This is a genomic window from Bifidobacterium polysaccharolyticum, assembly GCF_016101585.1.
In the GTDB taxonomy this organism is placed as follows: domain Bacteria; phylum Actinomycetota; class Actinomycetes; order Actinomycetales; family Bifidobacteriaceae; genus Bombiscardovia; species Bombiscardovia polysaccharolytica.
The window spans coordinates 258,800-282,404 of the sequence record NZ_JACFQG010000004.1 but is presented as its reverse complement, the minus strand read 5'-3'; the positions used below and the strand labels follow the sequence as shown (position 1 = coordinate 282,404).

The 23,605-nt window shown below is 58.9% G+C and carries 18 protein-coding genes and 1 tRNA gene; 15 read left to right on the top strand and 4 right to left on the bottom strand.

Going from position 1 to position 23,605, the window contains the following annotated elements; all coding sequences use genetic code 11:
- The first annotated feature begins 90 nt into the window (after positions 1 to 90).
- The 10 genes from H3T90_RS08065 to H3T90_RS08020 all read left to right on the top strand — a co-directional run bounded on the left by H3T90_RS08065 (position 91) and on the right by H3T90_RS08020 (position 12,373).
- A complete protein-coding gene (locus tag H3T90_RS08065; RefSeq protein ID WP_198230184.1) occupies positions 91 to 1,530 on the top strand; it encodes an AI-2E family transporter in 1,440 nt (479 codons plus the stop codon).
- The gene (locus tag H3T90_RS08060; protein WP_110425676.1) at positions 1,530 to 2,756 is read left to right on the top strand and encodes a glycosyltransferase family 2 protein; all 1,227 of its coding nucleotides are present in this window, start codon (positions 1,530 to 1,532) and stop codon (positions 2,754 to 2,756) included. Before H3T90_RS08065 ends, H3T90_RS08060 begins: the two co-directional genes overlap by 1 nt.
- A 55-nt stretch (positions 2,757 to 2,811) precedes the next feature.
- Positions 2,812 to 3,657 (top strand): ABC transporter ATP-binding protein, encoded by an 846-nt coding sequence (locus H3T90_RS08055; RefSeq protein ID WP_121913546.1) that lies wholly within the window; start codon positions 2,812 to 2,814, stop codon positions 3,655 to 3,657.
- Positions 3,654 to 5,285: a hypothetical protein gene (locus H3T90_RS08050; protein WP_198230183.1), complete on the top strand. Its 1,632-nt coding sequence runs from the start codon at positions 3,654 to 3,656 to the stop codon at positions 5,283 to 5,285. The genes H3T90_RS08055 and H3T90_RS08050 overlap by 4 nt, the downstream gene beginning before the upstream one ends.
- Positions 5,286 to 5,400: 115 nt before the next feature.
- A complete protein-coding gene (gene dacB, locus H3T90_RS08045) occupies positions 5,401 to 6,828 on the top strand; it encodes a D-alanyl-D-alanine carboxypeptidase/D-alanyl-D-alanine endopeptidase (protein ID WP_198230182.1) in 1,428 nt (475 codons plus the stop codon).
- Between the two features lie 19 nt (positions 6,829 to 6,847).
- Complete coding sequence (gene tilS / locus H3T90_RS08040) at positions 6,848 to 7,957, top strand: tRNA lysidine(34) synthetase TilS (protein WP_198230181.1); 1,110 nt, start codon at positions 6,848 to 6,850, stop codon at positions 7,955 to 7,957.
- Positions 7,944 to 8,546 (top strand): hypoxanthine phosphoribosyltransferase, encoded by a 603-nt coding sequence (hpt, locus tag H3T90_RS08035; RefSeq protein ID WP_110425672.1) that lies wholly within the window; start codon positions 7,944 to 7,946, stop codon positions 8,544 to 8,546. The genes tilS and hpt overlap by 14 nt, the downstream gene beginning before the upstream one ends.
- Entirely contained in the window at positions 8,543 to 10,657 is a 2,115-nt protein-coding gene (gene ftsH / locus H3T90_RS08030) for an ATP-dependent zinc metalloprotease FtsH (RefSeq protein WP_198191070.1), read from the top strand. The genes hpt and ftsH overlap by 4 nt, the downstream gene beginning before the upstream one ends.
- 82 nt (positions 10,658 to 10,739) lie before the next feature.
- A complete protein-coding gene (locus H3T90_RS08025) occupies positions 10,740 to 11,822 on the top strand; it encodes a dihydroneopterin aldolase (RefSeq protein ID WP_198230180.1) in 1,083 nt (360 codons plus the stop codon).
- On the top strand, positions 11,819 to 12,373 hold the full coding sequence (locus H3T90_RS08020; RefSeq protein ID WP_198230179.1) for a DUF3180 domain-containing protein: 555 nt from the start codon (positions 11,819 to 11,821) through the stop codon (positions 12,371 to 12,373). Before H3T90_RS08025 ends, H3T90_RS08020 begins: the two co-directional genes overlap by 4 nt.
- Positions 12,374 to 12,490: 117 nt before the next feature.
- On the opposite strand, the gene H3T90_RS08015 is transcribed toward H3T90_RS08020, so the two are convergent.
- On the bottom strand, positions 12,491 to 13,405 hold the full coding sequence (locus tag H3T90_RS08015; RefSeq protein ID WP_198230178.1) for an acyl-CoA thioesterase: 915 nt from the start codon (positions 13,403 to 13,405) through the stop codon (positions 12,491 to 12,493).
- A 39-nt stretch (positions 13,406 to 13,444) separates the two neighbouring features.
- On the bottom strand, positions 13,445 to 15,121 hold the full coding sequence (ettA, locus tag H3T90_RS08010; RefSeq protein WP_110413267.1) for an energy-dependent translational throttle protein EttA: 1,677 nt from the start codon (positions 15,119 to 15,121) through the stop codon (positions 13,445 to 13,447).
- A gap of 302 nt (positions 15,122 to 15,423) precedes the next feature.
- Here ettA and H3T90_RS08005 point away from each other — a divergent pair, with 302 nt between their 5' ends.
- From H3T90_RS08005 to H3T90_RS07995, 3 genes are all read left to right on the top strand, one after another.
- Positions 15,424 to 16,050, top strand: coding sequence for an ECF transporter S component (locus tag H3T90_RS08005; protein ID WP_198230177.1), 627 nt, complete (start codon positions 15,424 to 15,426; stop codon positions 16,048 to 16,050).
- 88 nt (positions 16,051 to 16,138) lie between these two features.
- A complete protein-coding gene (locus tag H3T90_RS08000; protein WP_198230176.1) occupies positions 16,139 to 17,767 on the top strand; it encodes a peptide ABC transporter substrate-binding protein in 1,629 nt (542 codons plus the stop codon).
- Positions 17,768 to 17,837: 70 nt separating this feature from the next.
- Positions 17,838 to 17,911 (top strand) — tRNA-Ile (locus H3T90_RS07995).
- A 1,026-nt stretch (positions 17,912 to 18,937) separates the two neighbouring features.
- Here H3T90_RS07995 and H3T90_RS07990 read toward each other — a convergent pair.
- The gene (locus tag H3T90_RS07990; RefSeq protein WP_198230175.1) at positions 18,938 to 19,759 is read right to left on the bottom strand and encodes a helix-turn-helix transcriptional regulator; all 822 of its coding nucleotides are present in this window, start codon (positions 19,757 to 19,759) and stop codon (positions 18,938 to 18,940) included.
- Positions 19,760 to 19,917: 158 nt separating this feature from the next.
- Between H3T90_RS07990 and H3T90_RS07985 the strand changes: the two genes are divergently transcribed.
- Positions 19,918 to 21,423 (top strand): amino acid permease, encoded by a 1,506-nt coding sequence (locus H3T90_RS07985; protein WP_198230174.1) that lies wholly within the window; start codon positions 19,918 to 19,920, stop codon positions 21,421 to 21,423.
- 71 nt (positions 21,424 to 21,494) lie between these two features.
- Entirely contained in the window at positions 21,495 to 22,706 is a 1,212-nt protein-coding gene (locus H3T90_RS07980; protein WP_198230173.1) for a MalY/PatB family protein, read from the top strand.
- A 77-nt stretch (positions 22,707 to 22,783) separates the two neighbouring features.
- Here the strand turns inward: H3T90_RS07980 and H3T90_RS07975 are convergent, their stop codons facing one another.
- Positions 22,784 to 23,557 carry a (S)-acetoin forming diacetyl reductase gene (locus tag H3T90_RS07975; protein ID WP_198230172.1) on the bottom strand — a complete coding sequence of 258 codons (774 nt, stop codon included), beginning with the start codon at positions 23,555 to 23,557 and terminating at the stop codon, positions 22,784 to 22,786.
- Positions 23,558 to 23,605: the final 48 nt, after the last annotated feature.

Genomic DNA, 23,605 nt, shown 5'->3' with positions numbered 1-23,605 from the left:
ACCCCTCAGGATACGTGTGCCCGGATACACCGTCGGCTCAACCTGCGCTCAATAGCCCGCCATGTCAGCCATCTTGGGATAATGGAACATATGGCCAACGAGCAAAAGCAGCGCTTCGATTTCGCGACGGTCTTCCCGCCCAAGGGGGATCCACGCCGACCTCCGGAATGGTTCGGCCGCGCCCTACTCTACGTGGTCATAGCCGTCTTCCTGGCCTGGTTCGCCTACTCCTCCTGGTGGAAGATCGAATTCCTGGTCTTGGACGTGGTGATCGCCATCTTCGTCTCCCTGGCCATGGAGCCCCTGGTACTCAGGCTGGTCAAGCATGGCTGGCGGCGAGGAGCAGCCTCGGCGGTCACCCTGATAGGTCTGATTATTATTGTGATCGTCCTCTTGGGTATGTTCGGCAATCTGCTGGTCCAGCAGGTCATCGGCATGGCCAACGGGCTGCCGGCCCTCTATGAGCAGGTGGCGGAATTCATCGCCAGCCGCACCCCTTGGCACCTGCCGGCCATGCAGGATCTGGGCGGGGAGATCGTCAAGAATATCCAGACATCCTGGGTGACGGACTTCGCGGGGCAGGCCTTGACCACCACCGTGGGGCTGGCAGGGTCCTTCATCAATATCATGACCGTCCTGCTGGTCATCTACTACATCTCCGCAGCCGGCCCCAAGCTGCGCCGCAGCCTCTGTCAGTGGCTGGCCCCCAGGAGCCAGCGTCGTTTCCTCTTCGTCTGGACCATCGCCCAGGACCAGATCTCCAGCTTCCTGTTCAGCAGGACCATTCTGGCGCTCATCTCCGCAGCCTGCATGTCGGTCTTCCTGGTCATTCTCAAGGTGCCCTACTGGTTGCCGCTGGCCCTCTTCTGCGGGCTGGTATCCCAGTTCGTGCCTACCATCGGCACCTACATAGGCGGGGCCGTCCCCATAGTGGTGGCCTGGGGGAGCCGTGGACTACTGGTGGCTGTGATTGTGCTGGTTTACATCATCATCTACCAGCAGATCGAAAACATGATTCTGGCCCCCAAGATCTCCCAGCGGACCATGGACCTCAACCCTGCCATCGCCTTCCTGTCCGTACTGGCACTGGGCGCGGTCTTCGGTGCCCTGGGCGCCTTCCTGGCCCTGCCTCTGGCGGCCAGCTTCCAGGCCATCTTCTCGGCTTCGGTCAAGCATTACGAGCTGATTGATTCTCCGCTTATGCAGGATCCCAAGCCGGTCGGCAAGTCCAAGGTGGTCGAAGGTGTCGAAGCATTCAACGAGCACGTGGTCCAGCCGGTGGCCAGCCACGTGGGCAGCCGGTCCGCCAAGGGGACCAGCGCCAGGGTTCGAGTGGACGACCCTGTCATGACCATTGCCAGCCAGCTTTACCCGACATCCTCGCCGACGGCCAAAGATCTGGATGAGTCGGCTACGGTGCCTATACCCAAGTCCGCCTCGGCCCCGGTAAAGCACAGGCCGCTTAAGGGCACCGAGACCGGGGACGAGGCCTCCGAGGGGGAGGACAACCCCCGCAAGGAGTGGCGCTGATGGCCCTGCTCAAGGTATTGGACGTACTGATGATGCTGCTGGGCGGGGTGGGCATCGTCTATCAGGCCATCTGCATCGTCATCTCCTTTGTCTCCAAGCCGGTGGTCTTTCCCGATGCTCCTTTTGACAAGCGGTTCGCCGTCCTTATTTCCGCTCGCAACGAGGAGCATGTCGTCGGTCATCTGATCAACTCCATCAAGGAGCAGACCTACCCAATCTCCATGGTCGACATATGGCTGGTGGCCGACAACTGCACCGACAACACCGCCGGACTGGCCAGATCCCTCGGCTGCCATGTAGTCGAGCGGCAGGACCCGGACCGGGTGGGCAAGGGCTACGCTCTGACCTTTCTGCTGGAGCAGATACTCGATCGGGGTCTTGACTCCTACTATGATGCCTACTTCGTCTTTGATGCGGACAACATTCTGGACCGCCACTACATCGAGGAAATGAACAAGGCTTTCCAATCCGGCTTCCGCATACTGACCAGCTACCGGAACTCGGTCAACTTTGCGGATAACTGGGTTTCCTCGGGTTCGGCCCTATGGTTCATCCGTGAATCCCGGTTCCTCAACACCTCAAGGATGGTCATCGGCTCCAGCTGCCACGTGGGCGGCACCGGGTTCATGTTCTCCAGAGAGGTTATGGAGCGCAACAACGGCTGGAAGTTCCACCTGCTGACCGAGGACCTGGAGTTCACCATGGACTCGGTTCTGCACGGCGAGCGCATCGGCTATTGCGGCACCGCCATCCTCTATGACGAGCAGCCGGTCACCTTCAAGCAGAGCTGGCGGCAACGGCTGCGCTGGAGCAAGGGCTTTCTTCAGGTCTTCCGCTACTACGGGCCTGCTCTGATTTCCCGGGCCTTCCGCGAACGTGATTTCTCGGCCGTTGACCTGACCATCCTGATCTGCCCCTTGACAGTTTTGGGGCTGGTCCGCTGCTTCTTCGGTCTGCTCTTCCCGGCTCTGGGTTTCGTGACTTGGGCCAGCCAGATGACCACCCTGGTGGATGGCATTGCAGCCGGGATTCTGGGCCTCCTGGCCATGATGGGCCTGGCTGCCCTTACCGTGCTGGCCGAGCGCGACAAGATCGGCGCATCCAACAAGGAGCTTTTCGCCTACTGCCTGAGTTTCCCCATCTTCATGCTCAGCTACGTGCCAATCTCCTTCCAGGCCATTTTCGCCAATCCGGGATGGAAACCCATCGAGCACTCAGGGCATTAAGGCCAGTAGTCCTTCAATCGGCAGCGAGACGGGCATACGGGGTAGACTTAAGGCCATGTCCGATGAAGCGCAAACAACCAGTATGACCGCTCAGACGGCAATGGTCCCTCCGCCAGATACACAGGCAGCGGTCTCTATCCGCGCCCTGGTCAAGTGTTATCAGGGCCGGCCTGCTGTCAACGCCCTCTCTCTGGACATCCCCAGGGGGTCCTTCTATGGGATAGTCGGCCCCAATGGCGCAGGAAAGACCACCACGCTGAATATGATGACAGGACTTCTGGTGCCCGACTCCGGCAATGTCATGATTCTGGGCAGGGACGTGTGGTCGGACGTGGATACGGCCAAGCGGATCATCGGCGTCATGCCCCAGGGTGATCAGATCTTCGACAGGCTGACAGGTCTGCAATTGCTGGTCTATTCGGGCATGCTTAGACGGATGCCGCGTAGTGAGGCGTTGGGCCGGGCCAGGGACCTGCTGGAGGCCTTCGATCTGACTGATGCCGGCGGCAAGCGGGTCTGCGATTATTCATCGGGCATGACCAAGAAAATCTGCCTGGCCACAGCCATGATTCATTCTCCTAGACTCCTGGTGCTGGATGAGCCGTTCGAATCGGTTGACCCAGTCTCAAGCGCCAATCTCAAGGACATCCTGGCCGAGTATGTCGATACCGGAGGAACAGTGGTCATTTCCTCGCATGTCATGGCTCTGGTGGAGCGGATGTGCACCCATGTGGCCATCATCGACCATGGTCTGGTTCGGGCTGATGGCACGGTGGCCCAGGTCGCTGCAGGCGAGGATCTGGAGGATCGCTTCCTGGAGCTAGTCGGCGGCCGTCACCAGGCTAAGCGAATCGCTTGGCTGAACGGCTCCGGATCCGAGGAAGACCGGGAGGCGGAATGAGCACGGCATCCACCATCATCGCCATGCGTTGGTCCATTACCTGGAGCACGATCAAGCACTCCTCCTGGCAGATGGTCGGAGCCATCATCAGTCTGCTCATGGTCATAGGCATCTGCCTGGCTTCTTGGCAGGCTTCACTGACACTGGGAGGCTGGCTGCCCAGTGCCGGTTCGGGCAACCGGCAGCGTATGGGAACCTTATTGGTCCTGTTCCTGGTCGGGCTGACTCTGGGAGTGGTCCTGATTCAACTGGCCTTCCTGGGCCAGGGGTCGATCCTGGGCCCCTCGCGATTCGTCCTTTACGGGATTCCTGACAGCCAGCTGCAAGTGGGGCTCTACCTGGCCGGGCTGACTGGGCCTACGGGACTGACTGGCCTCGTCTGCTTCCTGGCCCTGACGGCCGTCTATGCCCGCATGGGTGTCGGAGCCGCAATCGTGGCTTTGGTCGCAGCCCTCCTGGCTGTCATGGTGATGCTGGCCCTGTCCCGGACTGTTTTGGACCTGGTCGGTACCTTGATGGTTTCTCAGCGCTCCCGATCCGGGCTCTATCTGCTGGTCACCGTGGTGATCATGCTTTTGTGCCTGCTGCCCTCTCTGCTGGACAGCGGGATTATGGATGGCATGGCAGTCGACACTGACTCCCTCAAGTCCGCGGCCGACATACTGGCCTGGACGCCACTGGGTGCCGCTGTCCGCCTGCCGGAGGATTTCCTTTCGGGATCATGGTGGGCTCTGCTCGGACGGCTGTGTATGGAGCTGGCCACCCTGGCTCTCTGTTTCATGATCGGCATGCTGTGTCTGCGTCATGACCGTTTGTACGCCGGGGCGAGGGCTGAACGGTCGGGTGCACCCAAGGGGCTGGGGATGCTGGGCCGGTCCCGGGACACTGTGGATGCCATGGCCGCGCGATTGCTGATTTATCTTCGTCAGGATCCCCGCAAGCTTGCCAGCTACCCGCTTCTGCTTGTCGTGGTGATTCTATACGCGGTGATCTTCCGCCAGATGCCCATGTTGCTATGGCTGGGACCGATCTTGGGTGCCCTGATGCTGGAGATTCCCGAGGGCAACGCCTTGGCCTACGATGGGCTCGCCCTGCATATGGAGATAGCGTCGGGAGTGAAGGGCCGTGAGGACCGGCAGTCCCGTGTCCGCAGCCATCTGAGTGTGGCTCTGCCCTGCATACTCCTGCTTGGGTTGGTGACCTTGGCACTGTCCGGGGCAATGAAGGGCGGGCGCGATCTGATCATCTCCTTGGATATGCTGGCTGTGACCGTAGGATTGCTCCTGTCTGGGCTGGGAGTTGCCCAGATTTTCTCGGCCTTGCTGATCTATCCGGTACCTTCTATGGACCAGCCCTTCACCTCACCGCAGGGACGTGCTGTTGCCCAAGGCTTCCTGCCAATACTGCAGTTCCTGGCTAGCCTGGTGATCATGCTGCCCACATTCTTGGTGACATTGCTGGCCATGACCACGGGCGGGGTTCTTCCGCTCTGGCTGCCTGTGCCGGTCGCACTGGCGAACGGCCTGGTTGTGCTTGCCGTAGGTGTCGCTTTAGGGTCTCGGATCTTCGATCGTCGTCAGTCGGCCATTCTGCTGACTCTGGATCGCTATGCTTCTCTGCAGTCCTGAGACAGCGACAGGACCAGTACTAGGCTAGTTGGATGATGCCGACCGAACCGAGCCGAATTTGGTTGGCGAATGCAAGTCCGGGAGAGAGCAATTGGGTGACAGACATCAGCAGCGCATGACACGCCGTCGTCAGATCAAGCGACGCTGGCGGGTGGCCTTGGCCATGCTTGTGGCTGTCATACTGGTCGTCGGCTATGCTTGCATGGATCTGGCTGACCTGGTGCCCGGGCCGCTGACTTTGTCCAAGACCAGTCATTCTTCGGTCCCCCCTGCTGTCATGATGGGCGAACCGCCGACCTTCACCGCCAACAAGCCCGGGTCCGCGGTGGATGCCGGTCAGGTCCAGCAGCTGGTCAACGCTTTCGCTGACACACCGGGCATAGGCAATGCATACTCGCTGGTTGTGCGACAGGCTGACGGACGGGTGCTTGCTCAGAAGAACGCCGACCAGGCACGCCAGCCGGCCTCCACCATGAAGACCTTGACCGCAGCCGCAGCCGCTTCCGTTCTGGATATGTCCTCCCAGCTGGATACTGAGGCGGTTCTGAATTCCTCTTCCTCCTCGCAGGCGACGCTGACCCTACGCGGTCACGGCGATATGCTGCTAGGCGCCGGCAAGGACGATCCCCTGCACGTCAACGGCCGGGCAGGACTGGGAACTCTGGCCGTGAAGACCGCCCAGGCCCTGCACAAGCAGGGGGTCGGCCGAGTGACCTTGGCTTACCAGGACACGCTCTTCGGCGACGATCGGGCGCCGAAGGGAATCGAAGAAAACAATGCTGATGGAATCTACTTCCAGGAGCCTGTCGCTATGGCCGTGGATGAGGCCAGGCAGGGACAGGCCGAGCCTGTTGCCTATCCAGATGCAGGCGGTGTCTACCTGCCCAGGGTTCAAAATCCGGCAGGGGCTGCTGCAGCGGTCTTTGCCAGTCGCCTGATGGAGTCCGGGATTCAGGTGGACAATGCGCAGGAGCCAAACAGGATCGACCATGCCCAGGGCAAGGTTCTGGCCCGTATCAGCTCGGCACGGCTCAGCGAGATCATGTCGCTGATGCTACGCAATTCCGACAACAGCCTGGCTGAGCTTTTCGGCCGCCTGACCGCCTTGGCCCTGGACATGCCCAACAGCCCAGCCGGGGCTGTGAAAGCCGTGACCAGCACGCTGAACAAGCTGGGTGTGGACACTGCGGGCCTCAACATGGCCGACTGTTCGGGGCTGACCCCTGGCTCGAGCCTAAAGGTGGGAACCTTGGTGGATGTTCAGCAGCTGGCCCTGTCCGAGAAGGGGCTGACCCCCCTGGTCAAGGGTCTGTCAGTGGTGGGGCTGACCGGCACGGCAGCCAGACGCGAAATCGACAATCAGGCCGACGGGCTGATCCGGGTCAAGACCGGCACCCTGGATCAGGTGACTTCACTGGCAGGCAATGTGATTCGACGCTCAGGCGGTGTTCTGGTCTTTGCTGTAGTCGTCAACGATCCCGAGGATGTGGCTGCTGCCCAGCAGGCTGTGGACACCTTGGTCGGATCCCTGGATCGGCTCTGAACGGGAGGACGCCTGGACCATGGTCTATTCAGCGGAGATGAAAAAGGCGGTGGGGCTCCTGCGTTCGACCCTGGACCGGGAGGGCCTGGGCCTGCAGGACCGGCGGTTCACCCATCACGGGGTGCACCGGCCCGATCCGGATGCCCCACTGATCCTGGTGGCCTGCTCTGGAGGTCGGGATTCCTTGGCCCTGGCCTCCGTGGCCCATTTGGTGGCCGATATGACCGGTTTGCGGTGCGGGGCTTTGCTGATTGATCACGGTCTGGTTCCTGATTCGGATCGGGTTGCCGAGTGCGCGGCTGGAACCTGCCGGGAGTTGGGATTGGATCCGGTTCGCGTCACCAGAGTGGATGTACCTGTCACTTCGGCTGGTCCTGAGGCCGATGCCCGTGCAGCCCGTTACCAGGCCCTCTCCGGGCAGGCCCTTGAGTTGGGCGCCAAGGCTGTCCTCCTGGCGCACACCCGTGATGATCAGGCTGAGACAGTGCTGATTGGCCTGATTCGCTCCCAGGGGCTGGAGGCCATCACCGGAATGGCTCGGCGTATAGAGCGTGGAGGAATGCGTTACCTGCGTCCGTTCCTGGATTTGGACCGGAAAGATACCACGGCCATTTGCCGCCAGCAAGGGATCGACTGGTGGGACGACCCCACCAACGGTGACGATCAGCCAGCCGATTGTACGCTTCCCGAGACGCTGCCGTTGCGCTCGCGGATCCGTCATGACCTGCTGCCTGCCTTGAATCGCTTCGCTGGCCGGGACATGGTCCGTCGCCTTGCTCTGGGTGCGGATATGGCCCGTTTGGATCAGGATTACCTGGACTCCCAGGTGGATGGACTCTACCAGCGGCTGGTTGCGAGCCCTGACTTGGACCAAAAGGCCGAAGGGGTTCTGGTCTGCTTGGATGCCCGCGGATTGGCCGGCTGTCACCCGGCTCTGCGTACCCGCCTGCTGGCTCAGGTGTTGATCAAGCTGGGAATAAGGTTCACGGCCGTGCAGGTCCGGGCCTTGGATGATTTGGTCTGCCGATGGCACGGCCAGCAGGGCCCCCGCTTTCCCAGCTCTCATACAGCAATCCGTAAGGGTCAAGTCATTCTCATATGCAATGATGGAGACCATGCGCATCGCTGATATTCAATCCCATATCGACCATGAACTGGTGTCCAAGGAACGGATAGAGGAGCTTATCAATCGGACGGCTGAGCAGATCAGCCGGGATTACCAGGGCAAGAACCCAATCATGCTGGCCGTGCTCAAGGGGGCTTTCAACACGCTTGCCGCCCTCTCACAGGCTGTCACCATTCCGGTTCAGATCGAGTTCATGAGCATTTCCAGCTATCCGGCCGGCAAGACCAGTGTTTCCAAGGGGGACCTGGATATCAGGATGGATTTGGACTGCGATGTGCGCGGACGGCATATTCTGATCGTTGAGGATATTATCGATTCCGGCTACACCTTGCATTGGTTGGTTGAGCATCTCAAGGAGCGGGGAGCTGCATCGGTGGAGATTTTCACTCTGCTGGACAAGACCTCGCGACACGAGGTCGAGGTGGATGTCAAGTATCCGGGGTTCGCCATACCCGACGAATTCGTTGTGGGCTTTGGGCTGGATTACGACGAGCAGTACCGTAATCTTGACTCGATAGCCGTACTCAGGTCCGAGGAATACATGGACCCGACCCAGGAACAGGATCATCAGGATCAGGGGGAGCAGTCATGAGCTACTCGCAGGGACCGCAGCAGGGTCCGCCCAACGGAGGCAGGGACAACGGTGACAAGGGGAACAACCCCTTCAACTTCAACCTAGGCAACAACGGTTCTGGTCCCAACGGGGGCAACCGCTCCTTCTGGCGTTCCCCTTGGCTCTGGGGGATTCTGGCTGTGGTCATCATCCTGGCCATCTTTGGCTTCTTCAGCAGCCAGAACGGCGCCCAGACCATCGACACCCAGGATGGCCTGGAGCTGCTGAACGACCGCAGCAGCATGGTCAAGAAAGCCGAGATCACCGAGAAGATGCAGGTCGTCGAGCTCAAGCTCAATAGCGACTTCGTCAAGGATGTACCTGGCTTCCGCGGCAACCGCACCTCCAAGAACTTCGGCAAGGACGTGCAGTTCTACTACGTGGAGGCCCAGGGGGAGCAGGTCGTCAAGGCCGTAGAGAAGGCCAAGCCCTCCGAGGGGTACAACTCGGTGGTGCCGCAGACCAGCATGATGAGCTACCTGATCTCGTCCATCCTGCCCATGCTGATCATTCTGGGAGTCTTCTGGTTCCTGCTCTCGCGAATGTCTTCGGCGGCCGGTGGCGGCATGTTCGGCATGGGCGGCAAGAAGAACTCCGCCCGGCTCAACGACGGGCAGACCCCCAAGACCAAGTTCTCGGATGTGGCCGGCGAGGAAGCCGCTGTCCAGGAGGTGGAGGAGATCAAGGAGTTCCTCAAGGATCCCTCCAAGTACAAGGCTCTGGGCGCCCGCATACCCCGTGGCGTCCTGCTCTATGGTCCTCCTGGAACCGGCAAGACCCTGCTGGCCAGGGCCATCGCCGGCGAGGCCAGCGTGCCCTTCTACTCCATGGCAGGCTCCGACTTTGTCGAGATGTTCGTCGGTCTGGGCGCCTCCCGAGTGCGTGACCTGTTCGACGAGGCCAAGAAGAATGCACCGGCCATTATTTTCATCGACGAGATCGATGCCGTGGGCGGCAAGCGCGGCTCCGGCATGAGCGGCGGCCACGACGAGCGCGAACAGACCTTGAATCAGCTGCTGGTCGAGATGGACGGCTTTGACAACGACACCAACCTGATCATCATTGCAGCCACCAACCGCCCCGACATTCTGGATCCGGCCCTGCTCCGGCCCGGCCGGTTCGACCGTCAGGTGGCCGTGGAGGCCCCAGACCTGGAGGGCCGTGAGGCCATCCTCAAGGTCCACGCCAAGGGCAAGCCCTTTGTGCCGGATGTGGACCTGCACACTGTGGCTGTGCGTACGCCCGGCTTCACCGGCGCCGACCTGGCCAACGTGCTCAATGAGGCTGCCCTGCTGACTGCGCGTTCCGATGCCCAGCTGATCGACAATCGGGCCATCGACGAAGCCATCGACCGTGTGCTCAGCGGACCTCGGCGGCGGACCAAGGGCATGGCTCTGGCCGAGATGCGCAACACTGCCTATCACGAGGGCGGTCATGCCATGGTGGCTGCTGCTCTGCACCATACTGACCCGGTTACCAAGGTGACCATTCTGCCGCGTGGACGCGCCCTGGGCTACACCGCGGTCATGCCTACCACAGATCGCTATTCACAGTCCCGCAACGAGCTGCTGGACCAGATGGCCTACGCTATGGGCGGCCGAGTGGCAGAAGAAGTGGTCTTCCATGACCCAACCACCGGCGCTTCCAACGACATCGAGAAGGCCACCAGCATCGCCCGGCAGATGGTCCTGCAATATGGGTTCTCGTCAAAGCTTGGCGCCATCAAGTGGGCTGACGAGAACGACCAGGATGCCGGGCTCGATGCCTTGAAGCCCCACAACTATTCGGAGAAGACAGCCGAGGCCATCGATGAGGAAGTCCACAATCTCATCGAGACGGCCCACCAAGAGGCCTGGCGCATCATCACCGAGAACCGTGACGTGCTGGACGAACTGGTTCGGCAGCTCCTGGTCAAAGAGACCCTGAACAAGGACGAGCTGGCTGCGGTCTTCGCTGGCTTGCGCAAGGCTCCGGAGCGTCAGCTCTGGCTGTCTGCACCAGATCGGCCGGACTCCGAGCAGCCCCCCGTGGAGATTCCCGAGGCACTCAGGCGCAGCGTAAACGGGCCGTCCACAGAGGACCAGCACTGAATCCTGGATCGGCTCGGTGCCTTGCATATGGTCCCGGGCCGTGTGGCAGTGAATGTTCCAAGGCAAGGGAGGAGCGTACATCATGGATTCCATTCGTCTGAGCTCCATCAAGGTCGCACCCCTGCATGACCAGCAGAAGCCTGGGTTCAGCTATCAGGTCGATGCCGTCCTCTACCTGGATTTGAGTGAGGCAGGCAGACTCAACGACGGCACTCAGACCGTGGACTATGTGCAGATTGTCCGTCGAATTGTCAACCTGATCCAAAACGAGCCGGCCAACGAGATTCTGGAATCTCTGACCGCCAAGGTTGCAGATTCCATCCTGCTCTCCCACCAGATCCGTCGCACCCGCGTCACAGTCACCCGTCTGGGCGCTGACCAGGGAACAGGGGTCGATTTTCAGGTGGGCATCACCTTGGAGCGAGCCGCCGACGACCAGGTGGAGGGCAACCCTGGCAGCTTGGAGTCTGGGCGAGTCAGCGGCGCCGGGAATGCTGCTCTGGGGCATCCCTCGCTCCTGTTGTCTGGTCAGGCCGATTCCGTTCATGCGGCGCAGGCGCGATTGCGTCATCCTGTGACCTCTTCTACGCAGAACGACCTGTCCTCAGATCTGGAGAATGATAACGAGGTGTCCAGTCAGTCGACTGTTGAAGGCGCTCAACCGCAAGGCCTCCTGATGCGTGATGTGATTGCGCTGGAAGGGGCATCGGGAACCGACCGGCTGACCATGCTCCGTGCTCTTGCAGCCCTGGACGGGATCCCTGGCAGTCAGCTGGTTGGCATCTCGCCCCTATATGCCTACCGGGACGATCAGGGGGATCAGCGCCTATCGGCCGTGGTTATCCTGCAGACGCCGCTGAGTCTGGAGGAGTTGCGGTCGGCCTTGGACATGGTGGCCGCTCCTATCAGACAGATGGGTGGACTGGATGCCGATGTAGTGGAAGTGGAGACCTTGGACGGTTCGGTTCTGTCTTCGCAAAACCATCCGCCTCTGCTGGCTGCTGATGCGCCATCGCGCATTTTGATTCCCTGGGCTTATTTGGAGCCTGAACACTGCCTGCCTGGGGCTGGCGGATCCTGTCTGGCAAGCCTGTCCAACCGTGCTCCTGACCGTGATCGCATCAGCCTGGTCTCGGAGGACTGGATTCTGGACGGGTTGTCATGAGGGCCCGCCGCACCCCGCTCGTGCACTACCTGGTCGCCCTGATCCTGGGTTTGATGGGAGGTGCCGGTATATCAGAACTCGGTATGTCCACCAGGACGGATCTCATGGGGGTTCCCTGGCTGGTCAGCGTGCTGCTCTTCCTTCTAGGGGTGGCCATCCTGATCATGGCCTTCCAGGTGCATCGCTATGCCAAGGGAGACCGCAAGGAGATGGATTTGCGCTTCGCGGTCAACGTGCTGATTATGAGCAAGGCCTTGGGCATTGCCTGTTCTGCCCTGTTGGGCTGGTATGGCAGTCAGGCGCTGATCAGCATGGGTCATGCAGGCGCGCCCTATTACACGCGGGTCATGCAGGAGTGCCTGGTGGCCTCCCTTGTCTGTCTGATCGATGTGGTGGCTGGAGCTGTGGGGGAGTGGCTCTGCCAACTGCCCCCGGACGACGGCCCTGAGAATCCCGATCGGCGCAAGTCCTCACGCAGACCCATGGCCGATGCGGCCGACACCGCTGACAGGGCGAAGATAAAAACCGATTCAAGTAAAAGACACGGTTGAACAGCGTTCAAGGCCGGTGCTGAGGACATTCCTGACGATAGTCGGCCTACTGACGACCAGGCTGTTGATCCTTTGAAGTGGAAGAAGACGCGATGAGGCGATGACCCTAGTGGAAGGTCAGTCTTTAGGCACCCTGATCATGGCTTCCTGAACCATGTAGGCTGCCAAATCGCCCCGACGGTTGTAGACTTTGGCTAGGCATAGGCTGCGGCCGTGGTCGGCTACGGGGGACTCCTGAATGAAACAGTGCCAGTCACAGGGGTCCAGATCTTGGTACCACCACATGGCATGGTCGATGGAGGCGAAGGAAATCCCCGGGGTGGTCATGCTTAGTCCGGCACGACGCAGGGCGGGTTCCATCATGATTTGATCGCATTCCATGGCCAGCAAGGCCCGGCGCATCAGCGGGTCCAGGTCGGCCCTTCCCTGGGTGCGGCTCCAAACGGCCTGGCGACTCCTGCTGTCATCCTTGGAATTACCATTTTGTGCATCATCCGCATCTTCCAGCAGGACCGTGCCGCCTACATGACGCATGTCGAAGGGGCTCTGATGGGCGTAGTAGTCAGCGAAAGGGGATTGGTCGGCATAGGGCTCCATCAGTTCCCGGGAGCCAGGCAAATCCTCCGGATCGGGCAGACCCGTGGGCATGGGGTCGTCATAGCGGACACCCTCCTGGCCGACCTGTTGATAGGAGAGCAGCGCGTTGAGGATGGTCCGTTCCCCCTGGTGCAGATCAACTCGTCTGGAGGAGAAGGAATGCCCGTCGCGGATGATCTCGACTTCCGCTTGAACGTCCTGACTGAGCAGTCCGGTGCGCAAGTAATAGGCGTGCATCGAGTGGGGCAGTCGTCCTTCGGGCACGGTCCGCCCGCCGGCCATGATGGCTTGTCCCAGCAACTGGCCCCCATAAAGGCGACCTGTGGGGAAGTCCAGCGATTCGCCCCGAAAGCTGGAACGGCCATCAGTGTGCTGCTGTTGCTGCAGATTCAGCGCAGCGATGGCTCGAGTCAGCGGTTCATCCTCGGTGCTCATGCTTCCCCCGGTCCCTTGCTCTCTTGTGATCTGCTCTTTTCAGCGGGTCAGCTTGCGGTGGATGCGGTGGGGCCTGGAGGCCTCCTCGCCCAGACGCTTGACCTTGTTCTCCTGGTAGGCCTGGAAGTTGCCTTCGAACCAATACCAGGAGGCCGGATTCTCGTCCGTGCCCTCCCAGGCCAGGATATGGGTGGCGATTCGGTCCAGGAACCAGCGGTCGTGGGAGATGACCACAGCGCAGCCGGGGAAGGCCAGCAGGGCGTTCTCCAGACTTTCCAGGGTCTCCACGTCCAGATCGTTGGTGGGCTCGTCCAGCAGCAGCAGGTTGCCGCCCTGCTTCAGGGTGAGTGCCAGGTTCAGTCTGTTGCGCTCGCCGCCCGACAGGACGCCAGCAGGCTTCTGCTGATCCGAGCCTTTGAAGCCGAAGGAGGCCACATAGGCGCGGGTAGGCACTTCGACACCGCCGACCTCGATGAAGTCCAGCCCTCCGGAGACCACCTCCCAGAGGTTCTTGTTGGGGTCGATGCCCTCGCGGTTCTGATCTACGTAGGAAATCTTGACTGTGTCGCCGACCTCCAGGGTGCCCGATGTCAGTGGCTCCAGGCCCACGATGGTCTTGAAGAGTGTGGACTTGCCCACACCATTAGGGCCGATGACGCCAACGATGCCGTTACGCGGCAAGGTGAAGCTCAGATCATCGATCAGGACGCGGTCACCGAAGGCCTTATGGATGTGCTCGGCCTCCAGCACCTTGGAGCCCAGGCGGGGCCCCGGCGGAATTTGGATCTCGGAGAAGTCCAGCTTCTTGTTGTTCCGCGCCTCGTTCTCCATCTGCTCGTAACGCTCCAGGCGGGCCTTGTTCTTGGCCTGCCGGGCCTTGGGGGAAGACCGGACCCATTCCAGTTCGGAGTTGAGGCGCTTGGCCAGCTTGGCATCCTTTTGGCCCTGGACTTCCAGACGCTTGGCCTTGGTTTCCAGATAGGTGGAGTAGTTGCCCTGGTAGGGGTAGAGGTGGCCGCGGTCCACCTCGCAGATCCACTCGGCCACGTTGTCAAGGAAGTACCGGTCGTGGGTCACTGCCAGGACGGCACCCTTGTAGGTGTGCAGGTACTGCTCCAGCCAGAGGATGGACTCGGCGTCCAAGTGGTTGGTGGGCTCGTCCAGCAGCAGCAGGTCGGGGGCTTCTAGCAAAAGCCGGCATAGAGCCACACGGCGGCGCTCGCCTCCAGAGATGACCGAGACAGGAGTGTCCGGGTCAGGGCACTGCAGGGCATCCATGGCCTGGTCCAGCTGGGAGTCAAGGTCCCAGCCGTTGGCTGCATCGATTTGCTCCTGAAGCTGACCCATCTCGGTCATGAGAGCATCGTAATCGGCGTTGGGGTCGGCCATCTGTTCGCCGATCTGGTTAAAGCGGTCCACCTTGCTCATGATGTCGCCGAAGGCCATGCGAATGTTCTCGCCCACGGTCTTGTCTTCGTCCAGCGGCGGCTCCTGCTGGAGGATGCCTACCGTATAGCCGGGGGTGAGCTGTGCTTCCCCGTTGCTGACCGTGTCCAGGCCGGCCATGATCCGCAGCAGGGTGGATTTGCCCATGCCGTTGGGGCCCACCACGCCGATCTTGGCGCCGGGCAGGAAACTCAGGGTCACATCGTCCAGGATGACGCGGTCGCCGAAGGACTTGCGCGCCTTGATCATCTGATAAATGAATTCGGCCAAGAAGCTACCTCACAGAACCTTAGAAAGACAGTGCAAACTGCATTCATGGTAGTGGGAACTTCTGACTTATGCGCCGGGCTGATAAGCCAGGTGAAGCAGTGCATGGCCGCCTATAAACAAGACCTATGACCAGACCCTGGTTCTGCCGCCTTGGTCGGGGTAGCCTTGAGTCGACGTTCCCGCCCGGCATGCGCAGGTCAAGGAGCGCCGGACGGGCCCTTGCCGGCTTGGCAGGTACCGGCCTATTGCTGTGCGCATGAGGAATGGGCCGTCTACTGCATGACGGTCGTAAGGAAGCATCAATGACGGTGAAACAGCAACAGGGTCAGATTTCCGTAGCTCATCGGCTGCGCTGGAGGCCGCTCGACATTGCGGTCGGCGCAGGCCTGGGCGCGGTGTCGGGGTTGATTTACTGGTTGGCCAGTCTGCTCGCCTCGTGGATATTTCCGTTGATGACGGCCCTGCTTCCTGGGGCGGCGGCCCTTTTGCATGGGGTCTTCTACTTTCCCTGCACCCTTTCCCTGTTGATATTGCGCAAGCCAGGCGCAGCCGTCTACGTTGGCGTCATCAGCGTCCTGGTCGAGATTTTGCCTGGCAATGCCTATAACGTGCCGATGATTTTGGTGGAGGCCATTGTCGAGGCCCTATGCGCGGAACTGGCCTTCGGAATATTTCGTTACCGCCGGTGGACCCTGGGAACGACCGTTTTGGGGGGTATTCTGATAGCTTTGGTGTACAACGCTTTTCTCCTGGCCTTTTACTATCAGGGGGTCTCCCTCCTCAGCCCGAGGGGGATTATCGGCACCATCTGTGAACTGATCAGCGGAGTGGTTCTGGCTGGACTGGTCAGCTGGTTCCTCTTCCGGGCCATCGGCCGCACCGGTGCTCTGGATCGGCTGGCATCCGGGCAGGATGTCAGGCGGGTCTGAATATCGGCGTTCTCGGCAAACCGACTGTATTGACCATATGTTTGTTGTGCAGCTGTGACAGCCCGTACCGGGCAGGAAGGGTCCTATTATGACCAAGTTTCGTTCCTACCTCGCAGCAGCGATGCTCCCGTTCATCCTGGCAGCGGGCGCCTGCGGCACCTCCCCGGCTCCCCAGGAAGACCGGGTCGACCCCCAGGCCGCCATCAGCGTCAACAATGCCGAACCTACGGCCCCCTTGATTCCCTCCAGCACCAACGACACCGCAGGCTGGAAGGTGGTGACTCAGCTCTTCGATGGGTTGGTCACCTTCGACGACAAAGGCGGGATGACCCTGGTCGAGGCCAAATCGATTACACCCAATGAGAATGCAAGCCAGTACACGATTGTCCTCAAACCAGGACTCACCTTCAGCGATGGGGAGAAGATCACAGCCAAGACCTATGCCGATTCCTGGTCTTTTGCGGCGAATGCAGCCAATGGGCAGCTGGGTGCCTCGGCTTTTTCGACCATCGCCGGGTACGAACAAGTCCAGGATGAGCATGGCGACCCCAAAGCCCCTCTGTCGGGTCTTCGGGTGGTTGACGATCTGACCCTGGAGGTGACCATGAGCAAGCCGGATTCCTCCTTCCCCTACAAGGTGGGAGACGTGGCCTTCCTACCCCTGCCGGCATCCGCCTACAAGGACATCAAGGCCTTCGGCAAGAAACCGATCGGGAACGGGCCCTACCGCTTCAAATCATGGGTACCCAATCAGGGAATCAAGCTGGAGAAGGATCCCGCATACAAGGGACCGCGCAAGGCTCGGAACGGAAGCCTGGAGTTCAGGGACTACCAGAGCCTTGATGCTGCCTATGCCGATGTTGAGGCCGGTCATCTGGATGTGCTTGATACGGTTCCGGTCTCCCGCCTGAAAACCTTCCATACCGATTCGGGCCTGCAGCCCTTGATCAAGCCGGGGCCGGCATTCCGGTCGCTGACCATCCCGCAAGGCTTGAAGCATTTCCAGGGGCAGGAGGGCGCCCTTCGTCGGGCAGCCCTGTCATATGCCTTGGATCGCACGAAAATAGCCGAAAAGGTCTTCGCTGGTTCAGTTACGCCGGCCTCTGATTTCCTAGCCCCAACCATCAAGGGGAATGCCTCCGACATCAAAGGCAAAAAAGTGGTGAGTCACGATCCGGATCAGGCCCGTAAACTGTGGAAGCAGGCTGATGCTATATCTCGCTGGGAGGGCACTCTTCGCATCGCATACAGTGCTGACGGGACCGACAAGGACTGGGTCGATGCGGTTCTGCACGAGTATGCCCAAGTTCTGGGCATCAAGACGGAACCAAATATCTTTCCTACGGGCAAGGAATTCAATACGGCAGTTCATAACCGTCAGGTCAACAGCATTTTCAATTCGGGCATCACCTCGGACTATCCCCACCCCGAAGGCTACTTGGTTCAAGGGTATGCCTCCAGCCAGGCCGATGGCAAGGGTCTGAACAATGGGGACTACAAGAGCGCGGAATATGACGCCATTCTTTCCCGCGCCGCCTCCAAGACCGATCAGGACGAAGCCATGCAGGATTACCGCCAAGCCGAGACTGTTCTCTTCAAGGACCTTCCGGTACTGCCGCTCTGGTACAGGAAGGTCTCAGCAGTGGCCGGCAGGCAGGTTCGCCAGGCTCCTTTCGGATACATGGGTCTGCCTGTCTACAATCAGGTCACCAAGTAGGTCCGACAATCCGGACCTGGCTGATGACGAGTCGTCTTGATACCATGACTCTGGCCGGTACGATCGGCGCGGGGCCTTAGCTCAGTCGGTTAGAGCAAACGACTCATAATCGTTCGGTCCAGGGTTCAAGCCCCTGAGGCCCCACAGAAGAGCAAGCCCCGGAATTTTTTAACTTCCGGGGCTTTATTAATAGATTGAATAGAGGAGATTAAGGTCTCTCATCCCAAAGTCAATTGGGTAACTTGGTTCAACACTGGTCCGCGTCTTCAATGACTGCCAGTGGAAGGACTAGGTGTTGTACCTCGAACTTTCTTGATAGTCTTAGTAGAAGGACTAGCCCCGGCTATTGTCGGGGCCGTCCTCTCGCTGCCTAGCTCTAGCATCCATGATTCACCGATGCAAATATGTATGGCTTCACATGTAAGCCGGGGGAAAAGAGCTAGGCGCGTTTTTTATATCGGATCATAGAGCACCCTCGGTGTATGTCCACTTCTCGGTGCCCCAAGCGTGCATACGTAGACAGCCAAAAGATCTGCGCATGCCACAATAATCCGGAAGCGTTTCCGTAGAACCGCTAAGTATGAGAATTTATCAGGGAAAAGAATACGGGACAGGCTCGAGTCGAAGCCGTCAGCATATGCCGGGAAACTATACGCATGTACATCTCCTCTGGAACTGAAGATAGTCCAGTCCCTGTAGGTCCATCGTGTATACGTCCCCCGTATATCTGTTCTTAATCATACACCCTGGAGGGGGTGTGTCAAAGCTGAGAAGGGTGCCGTCTCCGTGCTTCCGGTCAGATGGATTTGATGAAAAGATTGCTGGCCTCGGGCAGAGCGGTTTGCGCATCTCCGCTCCTCTTGGCTGAAGGGGATAAGCGGCACGTGCCTACTAAATAAGTTCCCTGCTTGCTTGAATCATTAGGGTAGCTCGCACCGTTTCGTCGGGATTATTTTCTAGGGCGCCCTTGAATATATTGGATCCACAGAAACCAAAGGCATGTCCATTCTTGGACTTCAAAATCCAGGCATAACCACTTATTGGCATGAATATGACTGACACCTAGACGATGATCCCGGGCTGGGTACATCTTCAGTTGCGAATATTTCAACAGAAGAGTGTTATTGGTCCATAAATGATCAACCGTTGGCCTCGGATCTCTTATTGATGTTACTCGACAGGCTGCTCGTTGTTTTCTCTCTTTTCCTTTCTGATCAAGTGCAAGTATCTATACACCGTCGGTGCTGAAATGCCCAGTGCATCAGCCACGGTATCTATTGCACCCTTGATCAAGAAGATACCCGAATCGTCAAGGTCGGTGATGAGCTTCAGTCGTTCTGATTTGTTCATTCGCTCGGGTTGAACCCTGTGTTCCGCTACAAACGATTGGATGTGCTGATTCGTCAGATCCTCTGCATTCACGGATAGGGTTTCATGCGTTCCATCGGTGACCGCTTGCTGAAGAGATGCATCATTCGAAATTATTGCATCGCCAAGCTCATCGGGCGTATCCATGGTTTGTGCGTCAGGATCCGATCGTTCTTTCATGATGTGATGTGTAGGGAATGGAGATCCATTGGAACTGATGGAATCCAGATAGTCGCTGGCTGTTCGCAGAGCCTTGCTGGTCTCTTTGAAGACGGAATTGTCAAAGTTGATGCAGAGAAAACCGATGACCTGATCTTCTGTATTACGCAGGAAGAAGGTGGAGGAGACAATAGGGCGGCCTTCATGCGTGTAGCCGGCATAACGGACCAGGTAGTTTCGGTGTTCGTATTCGCGGTTCTGCCAGATTCTCAGAACAAGGTCGGTGGCGGGACTGCCTACTTTGCGTCCGCTGACATGTCCGTTGGCTATTGCAACGACTGAGTGCGAGAAGTCCTTTACGTCCTGCAGGACGACCTCGGTGTCATGTCCCAATAGCTCGCCAAGGAAGTCCACCAAGGGAATAAAGGGGCGTAGGGATGTTGAGATGTTCTCTGTTCCGTTCATATTGCACTCCTTTCCCCCTGAGGTCTGTATTTGAAACAGGAAATAATACCGACATATAGAGGAAATTCTATCACAATACAAAAAAGCTATTTTATTAAAGACAAAATATTATTGCTGTGATAAAATAATATAAACAACTCAAAGAGGAGGTGCAGCACATGAGTAGATCTGATTCACAATCCAGTTCGGCCGAGCAATATGAAGATGAGGATTTGAAACGTAGCCTCAACACTCGGCAGATGGCCATGATGGCGATTGGCGGTGCAATCGGAGTCGGCCTGTTCTACGGGTCCTCCGGGGCAATATCTTATGCGGGTCCATCCGTTTTGTTGGCATACGCACTGGCAGGCGCTGCTATATTCATAGTCTGTCGGGCAGTGGGCGAAATGGCCACTGCTGAACCGGTATCAGGCGCAACCGTATCGTATGCCAGCAGATATATTCATCCTTTCGTGGGGTATGCAATAGGTTGGACTAGTCTGCTCGGTTGCGTGGCTGGTTCAGGAGCGGAATTTACAGCATTGGGTAAATATGTCCAGTTTTGGTTTCCCTCCTTTCCCATATGGGCCAGCGGTTTGATTGGCATGGTGCTGATGGGCGTCATCAACCTGATATCCGTCAGCTTCTATGGTGAGTCGCAGTTTTGGCTTTCGGCCGTGAAGGTAGTCACCATTATTGTTATGGTCATCGGTGGCCTGATCATCATCTTCACCGGCATTGGCAACGGGGGACATCCAGTCATGCTCACGAACCTGACAGTCGATGGATTCATGCCGAATGGCCTGTCCGGGCTGCTGTTTTCTGTGGTCATGGTGGCTTTTGCCTTTGGAGGCTCGGAGTCGGTCGCCTATACGGCAGGTGAAGCAAAAGATGTCAAGAAAACCATGCCTCGCGCCGTCAACGGGGTGTTTTGGAGCATTGTCCTGTTTTACTTGGGATCCACTTTTGTGATCCTGTGCATGTGGCCCTGGGATAAGATGAAGGGTGTGGGTTCTCCCTTTGTCCGTGTCTTCGCGTCATTGGGTATCCCGGCTGCGGCCTCCATCATCAACTTTGTCGTCATCACCGCGTCCCTGAGTGCCGTAAGCAGCGGCATCTTCATGTACAGCCGTCAGCTTTACAACCTTTCGCTCCAAGGCAGCGCTCCCCCTATACTCTCCAAGGTGTCAAAGAAGAAGATTCCATACGTCAGCGTGCTGACTGTAGTGCTTATGCAGCTGGTAGGCATAGCGCTGATGGCTGTTCTTCCCGAGCGTGCATTCGCACTTTTCTCATCGATCACGGTCTTCATGCTGGTCTTCAGCTGGGTGGCCGAGCTTGTCAGCGAGTATCACTTCCGTTCCATAAAGCGCCGTGAGGGCAAAGAGGACGAGCTGACCTTCAAGCTGCCTCTGTACCCCTTCAGCAATTTCTATGCGCTCGCGTTCATGGGGCTGGTCATGATAATGATGGCAATAATGCCGGAATACAGAATCAGCTACCTGGTGACCATACCCTGGATGATCCTTCTTGCAGTTCTGTTCGTTCTTCAACGCAGAAGCAGCAACAAGCAGACTGAGACAACTTCGGATGAAGACTTGGTCAATCCGGCGCCCACTAACGGAGAAGCGGATTTGGACACTACACTTTCAGGCGAGGGTCATGAGACCATGGCGGATTCCTGATCGTATCGCCGAGGATCTGGCTAATTGAAAAAGACGGTCGGCTCGTCCGGCCAAAACATGGAAGGAATACAATGACCTACGATTTCACCAGCATCATGGATAGGCATGGCAAGGATGCCATTGCGGTTGACGGTCTGGGCGCCCAGCCTGGTTTCGCTCCTGATCCGCCCAAGGAGGGGTTCGATATCATTCCCATGTGGGTGGCCGACATGAATTTCCCCACGGTGCCGACCATCCCCGAGGCCATCATCGAGCGTGCCAAGCATCCGGCTTTCGGCTACTTCGATCCGAGTGATGACTACTACAATTCAATCATCAACTGGCAGCGGACCCGTAACGGCGTGGAGGGCCTGACGGCTGAGGCCATCGGCTATGAGAATGGGGTCTTGGGCGGAGTGGTTTCCACCTTGACCGCCTTTGCGGCTCCTGGCGATGCTGTGCTACTTCACAGTCCGACATATGTCGGCTTCACGATGTGCATCGAGAACAACGGCTACCACATCGTGCACAGCCCCTTGAAGAAGGACGAGCAGGGCGTCTGGCGGATGGACTTCGAGGACATGGACCGCAAGCTCAAGGAGAACAACATCCACGTGGCGGTCTTCTGCAGCCCACACAACCCCTGCGGCCGCGTCTGGGAGAAGTGGGAGATCGAGAAGGCCATGGAGGTATATAAGGAGAACGACTGCGTGGTCATCTCCGACGAGATATGGTCAGACCTGATCCTGGCAGGCAACAAGCACATCCCCACCCAGTCGGTCAGCGAGGATGCCCGCAACAGGACGGCTGCCTTCTATGCGCCCAGCAAGACCTTCAACCTGGCCGGACTGGTCGGCTCCTACCACATCATCTACAACAAGTACCTGCGCGACAGGATTGTGGCCAAGGGATCCAAGGCCCACTACAACGACATGAACGTTCTGTCCATGCATGCCCTGATCGGAGCCTACAAGCCCCAGGGCCAGGAGTGGGTGGACGAACTCCGGCAGGTTCTGACCGGAAATGTGGACTACGCCTACGATTACATCCGGCAGCATTTCGAGGGAGTCGAGCTTTCCAAGCCCCAGGGCACCTACATGCTCTTCCTTGATTGCACGCAATGGTGCAAGGACCACGATCTGAGCCTGGATCAGCTGCTCAAGCGTGCCTGGGATGTGGGTGTAGCCGTTCAGGATGGGCGGCAGTTCAAGGCTCCCTGCGCCATCCGCATGAATCTGGCCCTGCCTTTGAGCCGCGTCCAGGAGGCTATGGACCGTCTGGACAAGTACGTCTTCAACGCCTGAATGATCATGGACCCTCGCTGTCGGGCGGAACCGATCAGCGGGGGTCCATCATATGTGAGCGAATCCTTGCTGCAGACTCACTGGAACTGCATGCCGCCGTCCACAATCAGGGTCTGGCCGGTGACGTAGTCAGAGTCGTGCCCGGCCAGGAAGGCTACGGCATTGGCTACGTCCTCCGGCTCGGAAAGCCGTCCCAGGGCGATGCCGTCCGAGAAGGTGGACATGCCCCACTCGTCATCCTTGCCGGCGTTGACCCCGACCTGATGAGCGATGTCCATCATCATGGGCGTCTTGACAATGCCGGGGGCGTAGGCGTTGGCGGTGATGCCCTCCTTGGCAAGGTCGCGTGCAGCCACCTGAGTCAGGCCGCGGATGGCGAACTTGGTGGAGGAATAGAGCATAAGGTTGGGGTTGCCCACCACGCCTGCCTGGCTGGTGGCATTGATGATCTTGCCTCCGTGGCCCCGATCGCGGAAGGCCTGAACGGCCGCCTGCATGCCCCAGATGGTTCCTGCCACATTGACGTGGTAGACCTTGTCGAACAGCTCTGGGGTGATGGACTCGATGGGGGTGGTCGGCCCCAGACCGGCATTGTTGACGATCACGTTGAAATCGCCCAGTTTGGTAGCCGTCTTCTCGACGGCGGAACGCACCTGGACACGGTCGGTCACGTCCAGGGTGACGGCCATGGCTCGTCCGTCCGATTGATTGATGGAGTTGGCCACAGCCTGGGCCTTGTCTGTATTCATGTCTGCCACGGCCACGGCGAACCCGTCCTTGGCAAGCCGACGGGCAATAGCCTCGCCGATCCCCTGAGCCGCCCCGGTAACGAACGCTACTTCCTGCTGCATTGCTGCCCTCCTTTGTTGCCTTGTCGGGCCGGCTGGTCCGACTGTTCG

Bases quoted from the DNA above. Each gene is read 5' to 3' on its own strand.
- H3T90_RS08055 (WP_121913546.1), top strand. From the start codon at position 2,812: ATGTCCGATGAAGCGCAAACAACCAGTATGACCGCTCAGACGGCAATG.
- ftsH (WP_198191070.1), top strand. From the start codon at position 8,543: ATGAGCTACTCGCAGGGACCGCAGCAGGGTCCGCCCAACGGAGGCAGG.
- H3T90_RS08000 (WP_198230176.1), top strand. From the start codon at position 16,139: ATGACCAAGTTTCGTTCCTACCTCGCAGCAGCGATGCTCCCGTTCATC.
- H3T90_RS08005 (WP_198230177.1), top strand. From the start codon at position 15,424: ATGACGGTGAAACAGCAACAGGGTCAGATTTCCGTAGCTCATCGGCTG.
- H3T90_RS07975 (WP_198230172.1), bottom strand. From the start codon at position 23,557: ATGCAGCAGGAAGTAGCGTTCGTTACCGGGGCGGCTCAGGGGATCGGC.
- hpt (WP_110425672.1), top strand. From the start codon at position 7,944: ATGCGCATCGCTGATATTCAATCCCATATCGACCATGAACTGGTGTCC.
- H3T90_RS08025 (WP_198230180.1), top strand. From the start codon at position 10,740: ATGGATTCCATTCGTCTGAGCTCCATCAAGGTCGCACCCCTGCATGAC.
- H3T90_RS08015 (WP_198230178.1), bottom strand. From the start codon at position 13,405: ATGAGCACCGAGGATGAACCGCTGACTCGAGCCATCGCTGCGCTGAAT.
- dacB (WP_198230182.1), top strand. From the start codon at position 5,401: ATGACACGCCGTCGTCAGATCAAGCGACGCTGGCGGGTGGCCTTGGCC.
- H3T90_RS08065 (WP_198230184.1), top strand. From the start codon at position 91: ATGGCCAACGAGCAAAAGCAGCGCTTCGATTTCGCGACGGTCTTCCCG.
- H3T90_RS07990 (WP_198230175.1), bottom strand. From the start codon at position 19,759: ATGAACGGAACAGAGAACATCTCAACATCCCTACGCCCCTTTATTCCC.
- tilS (WP_198230181.1), top strand. From the start codon at position 6,848: ATGGTCTATTCAGCGGAGATGAAAAAGGCGGTGGGGCTCCTGCGTTCG.
- H3T90_RS08020 (WP_198230179.1), top strand. From the start codon at position 11,819: ATGAGGGCCCGCCGCACCCCGCTCGTGCACTACCTGGTCGCCCTGATC.
- H3T90_RS08060 (WP_110425676.1), top strand. From the start codon at position 1,530: ATGGCCCTGCTCAAGGTATTGGACGTACTGATGATGCTGCTGGGCGGG.
- H3T90_RS07985 (WP_198230174.1), top strand. From the start codon at position 19,918: ATGAGTAGATCTGATTCACAATCCAGTTCGGCCGAGCAATATGAAGAT.
- H3T90_RS08050 (WP_198230183.1), top strand. From the start codon at position 3,654: ATGAGCACGGCATCCACCATCATCGCCATGCGTTGGTCCATTACCTGG.
- H3T90_RS07980 (WP_198230173.1), top strand. From the start codon at position 21,495: ATGACCTACGATTTCACCAGCATCATGGATAGGCATGGCAAGGATGCC.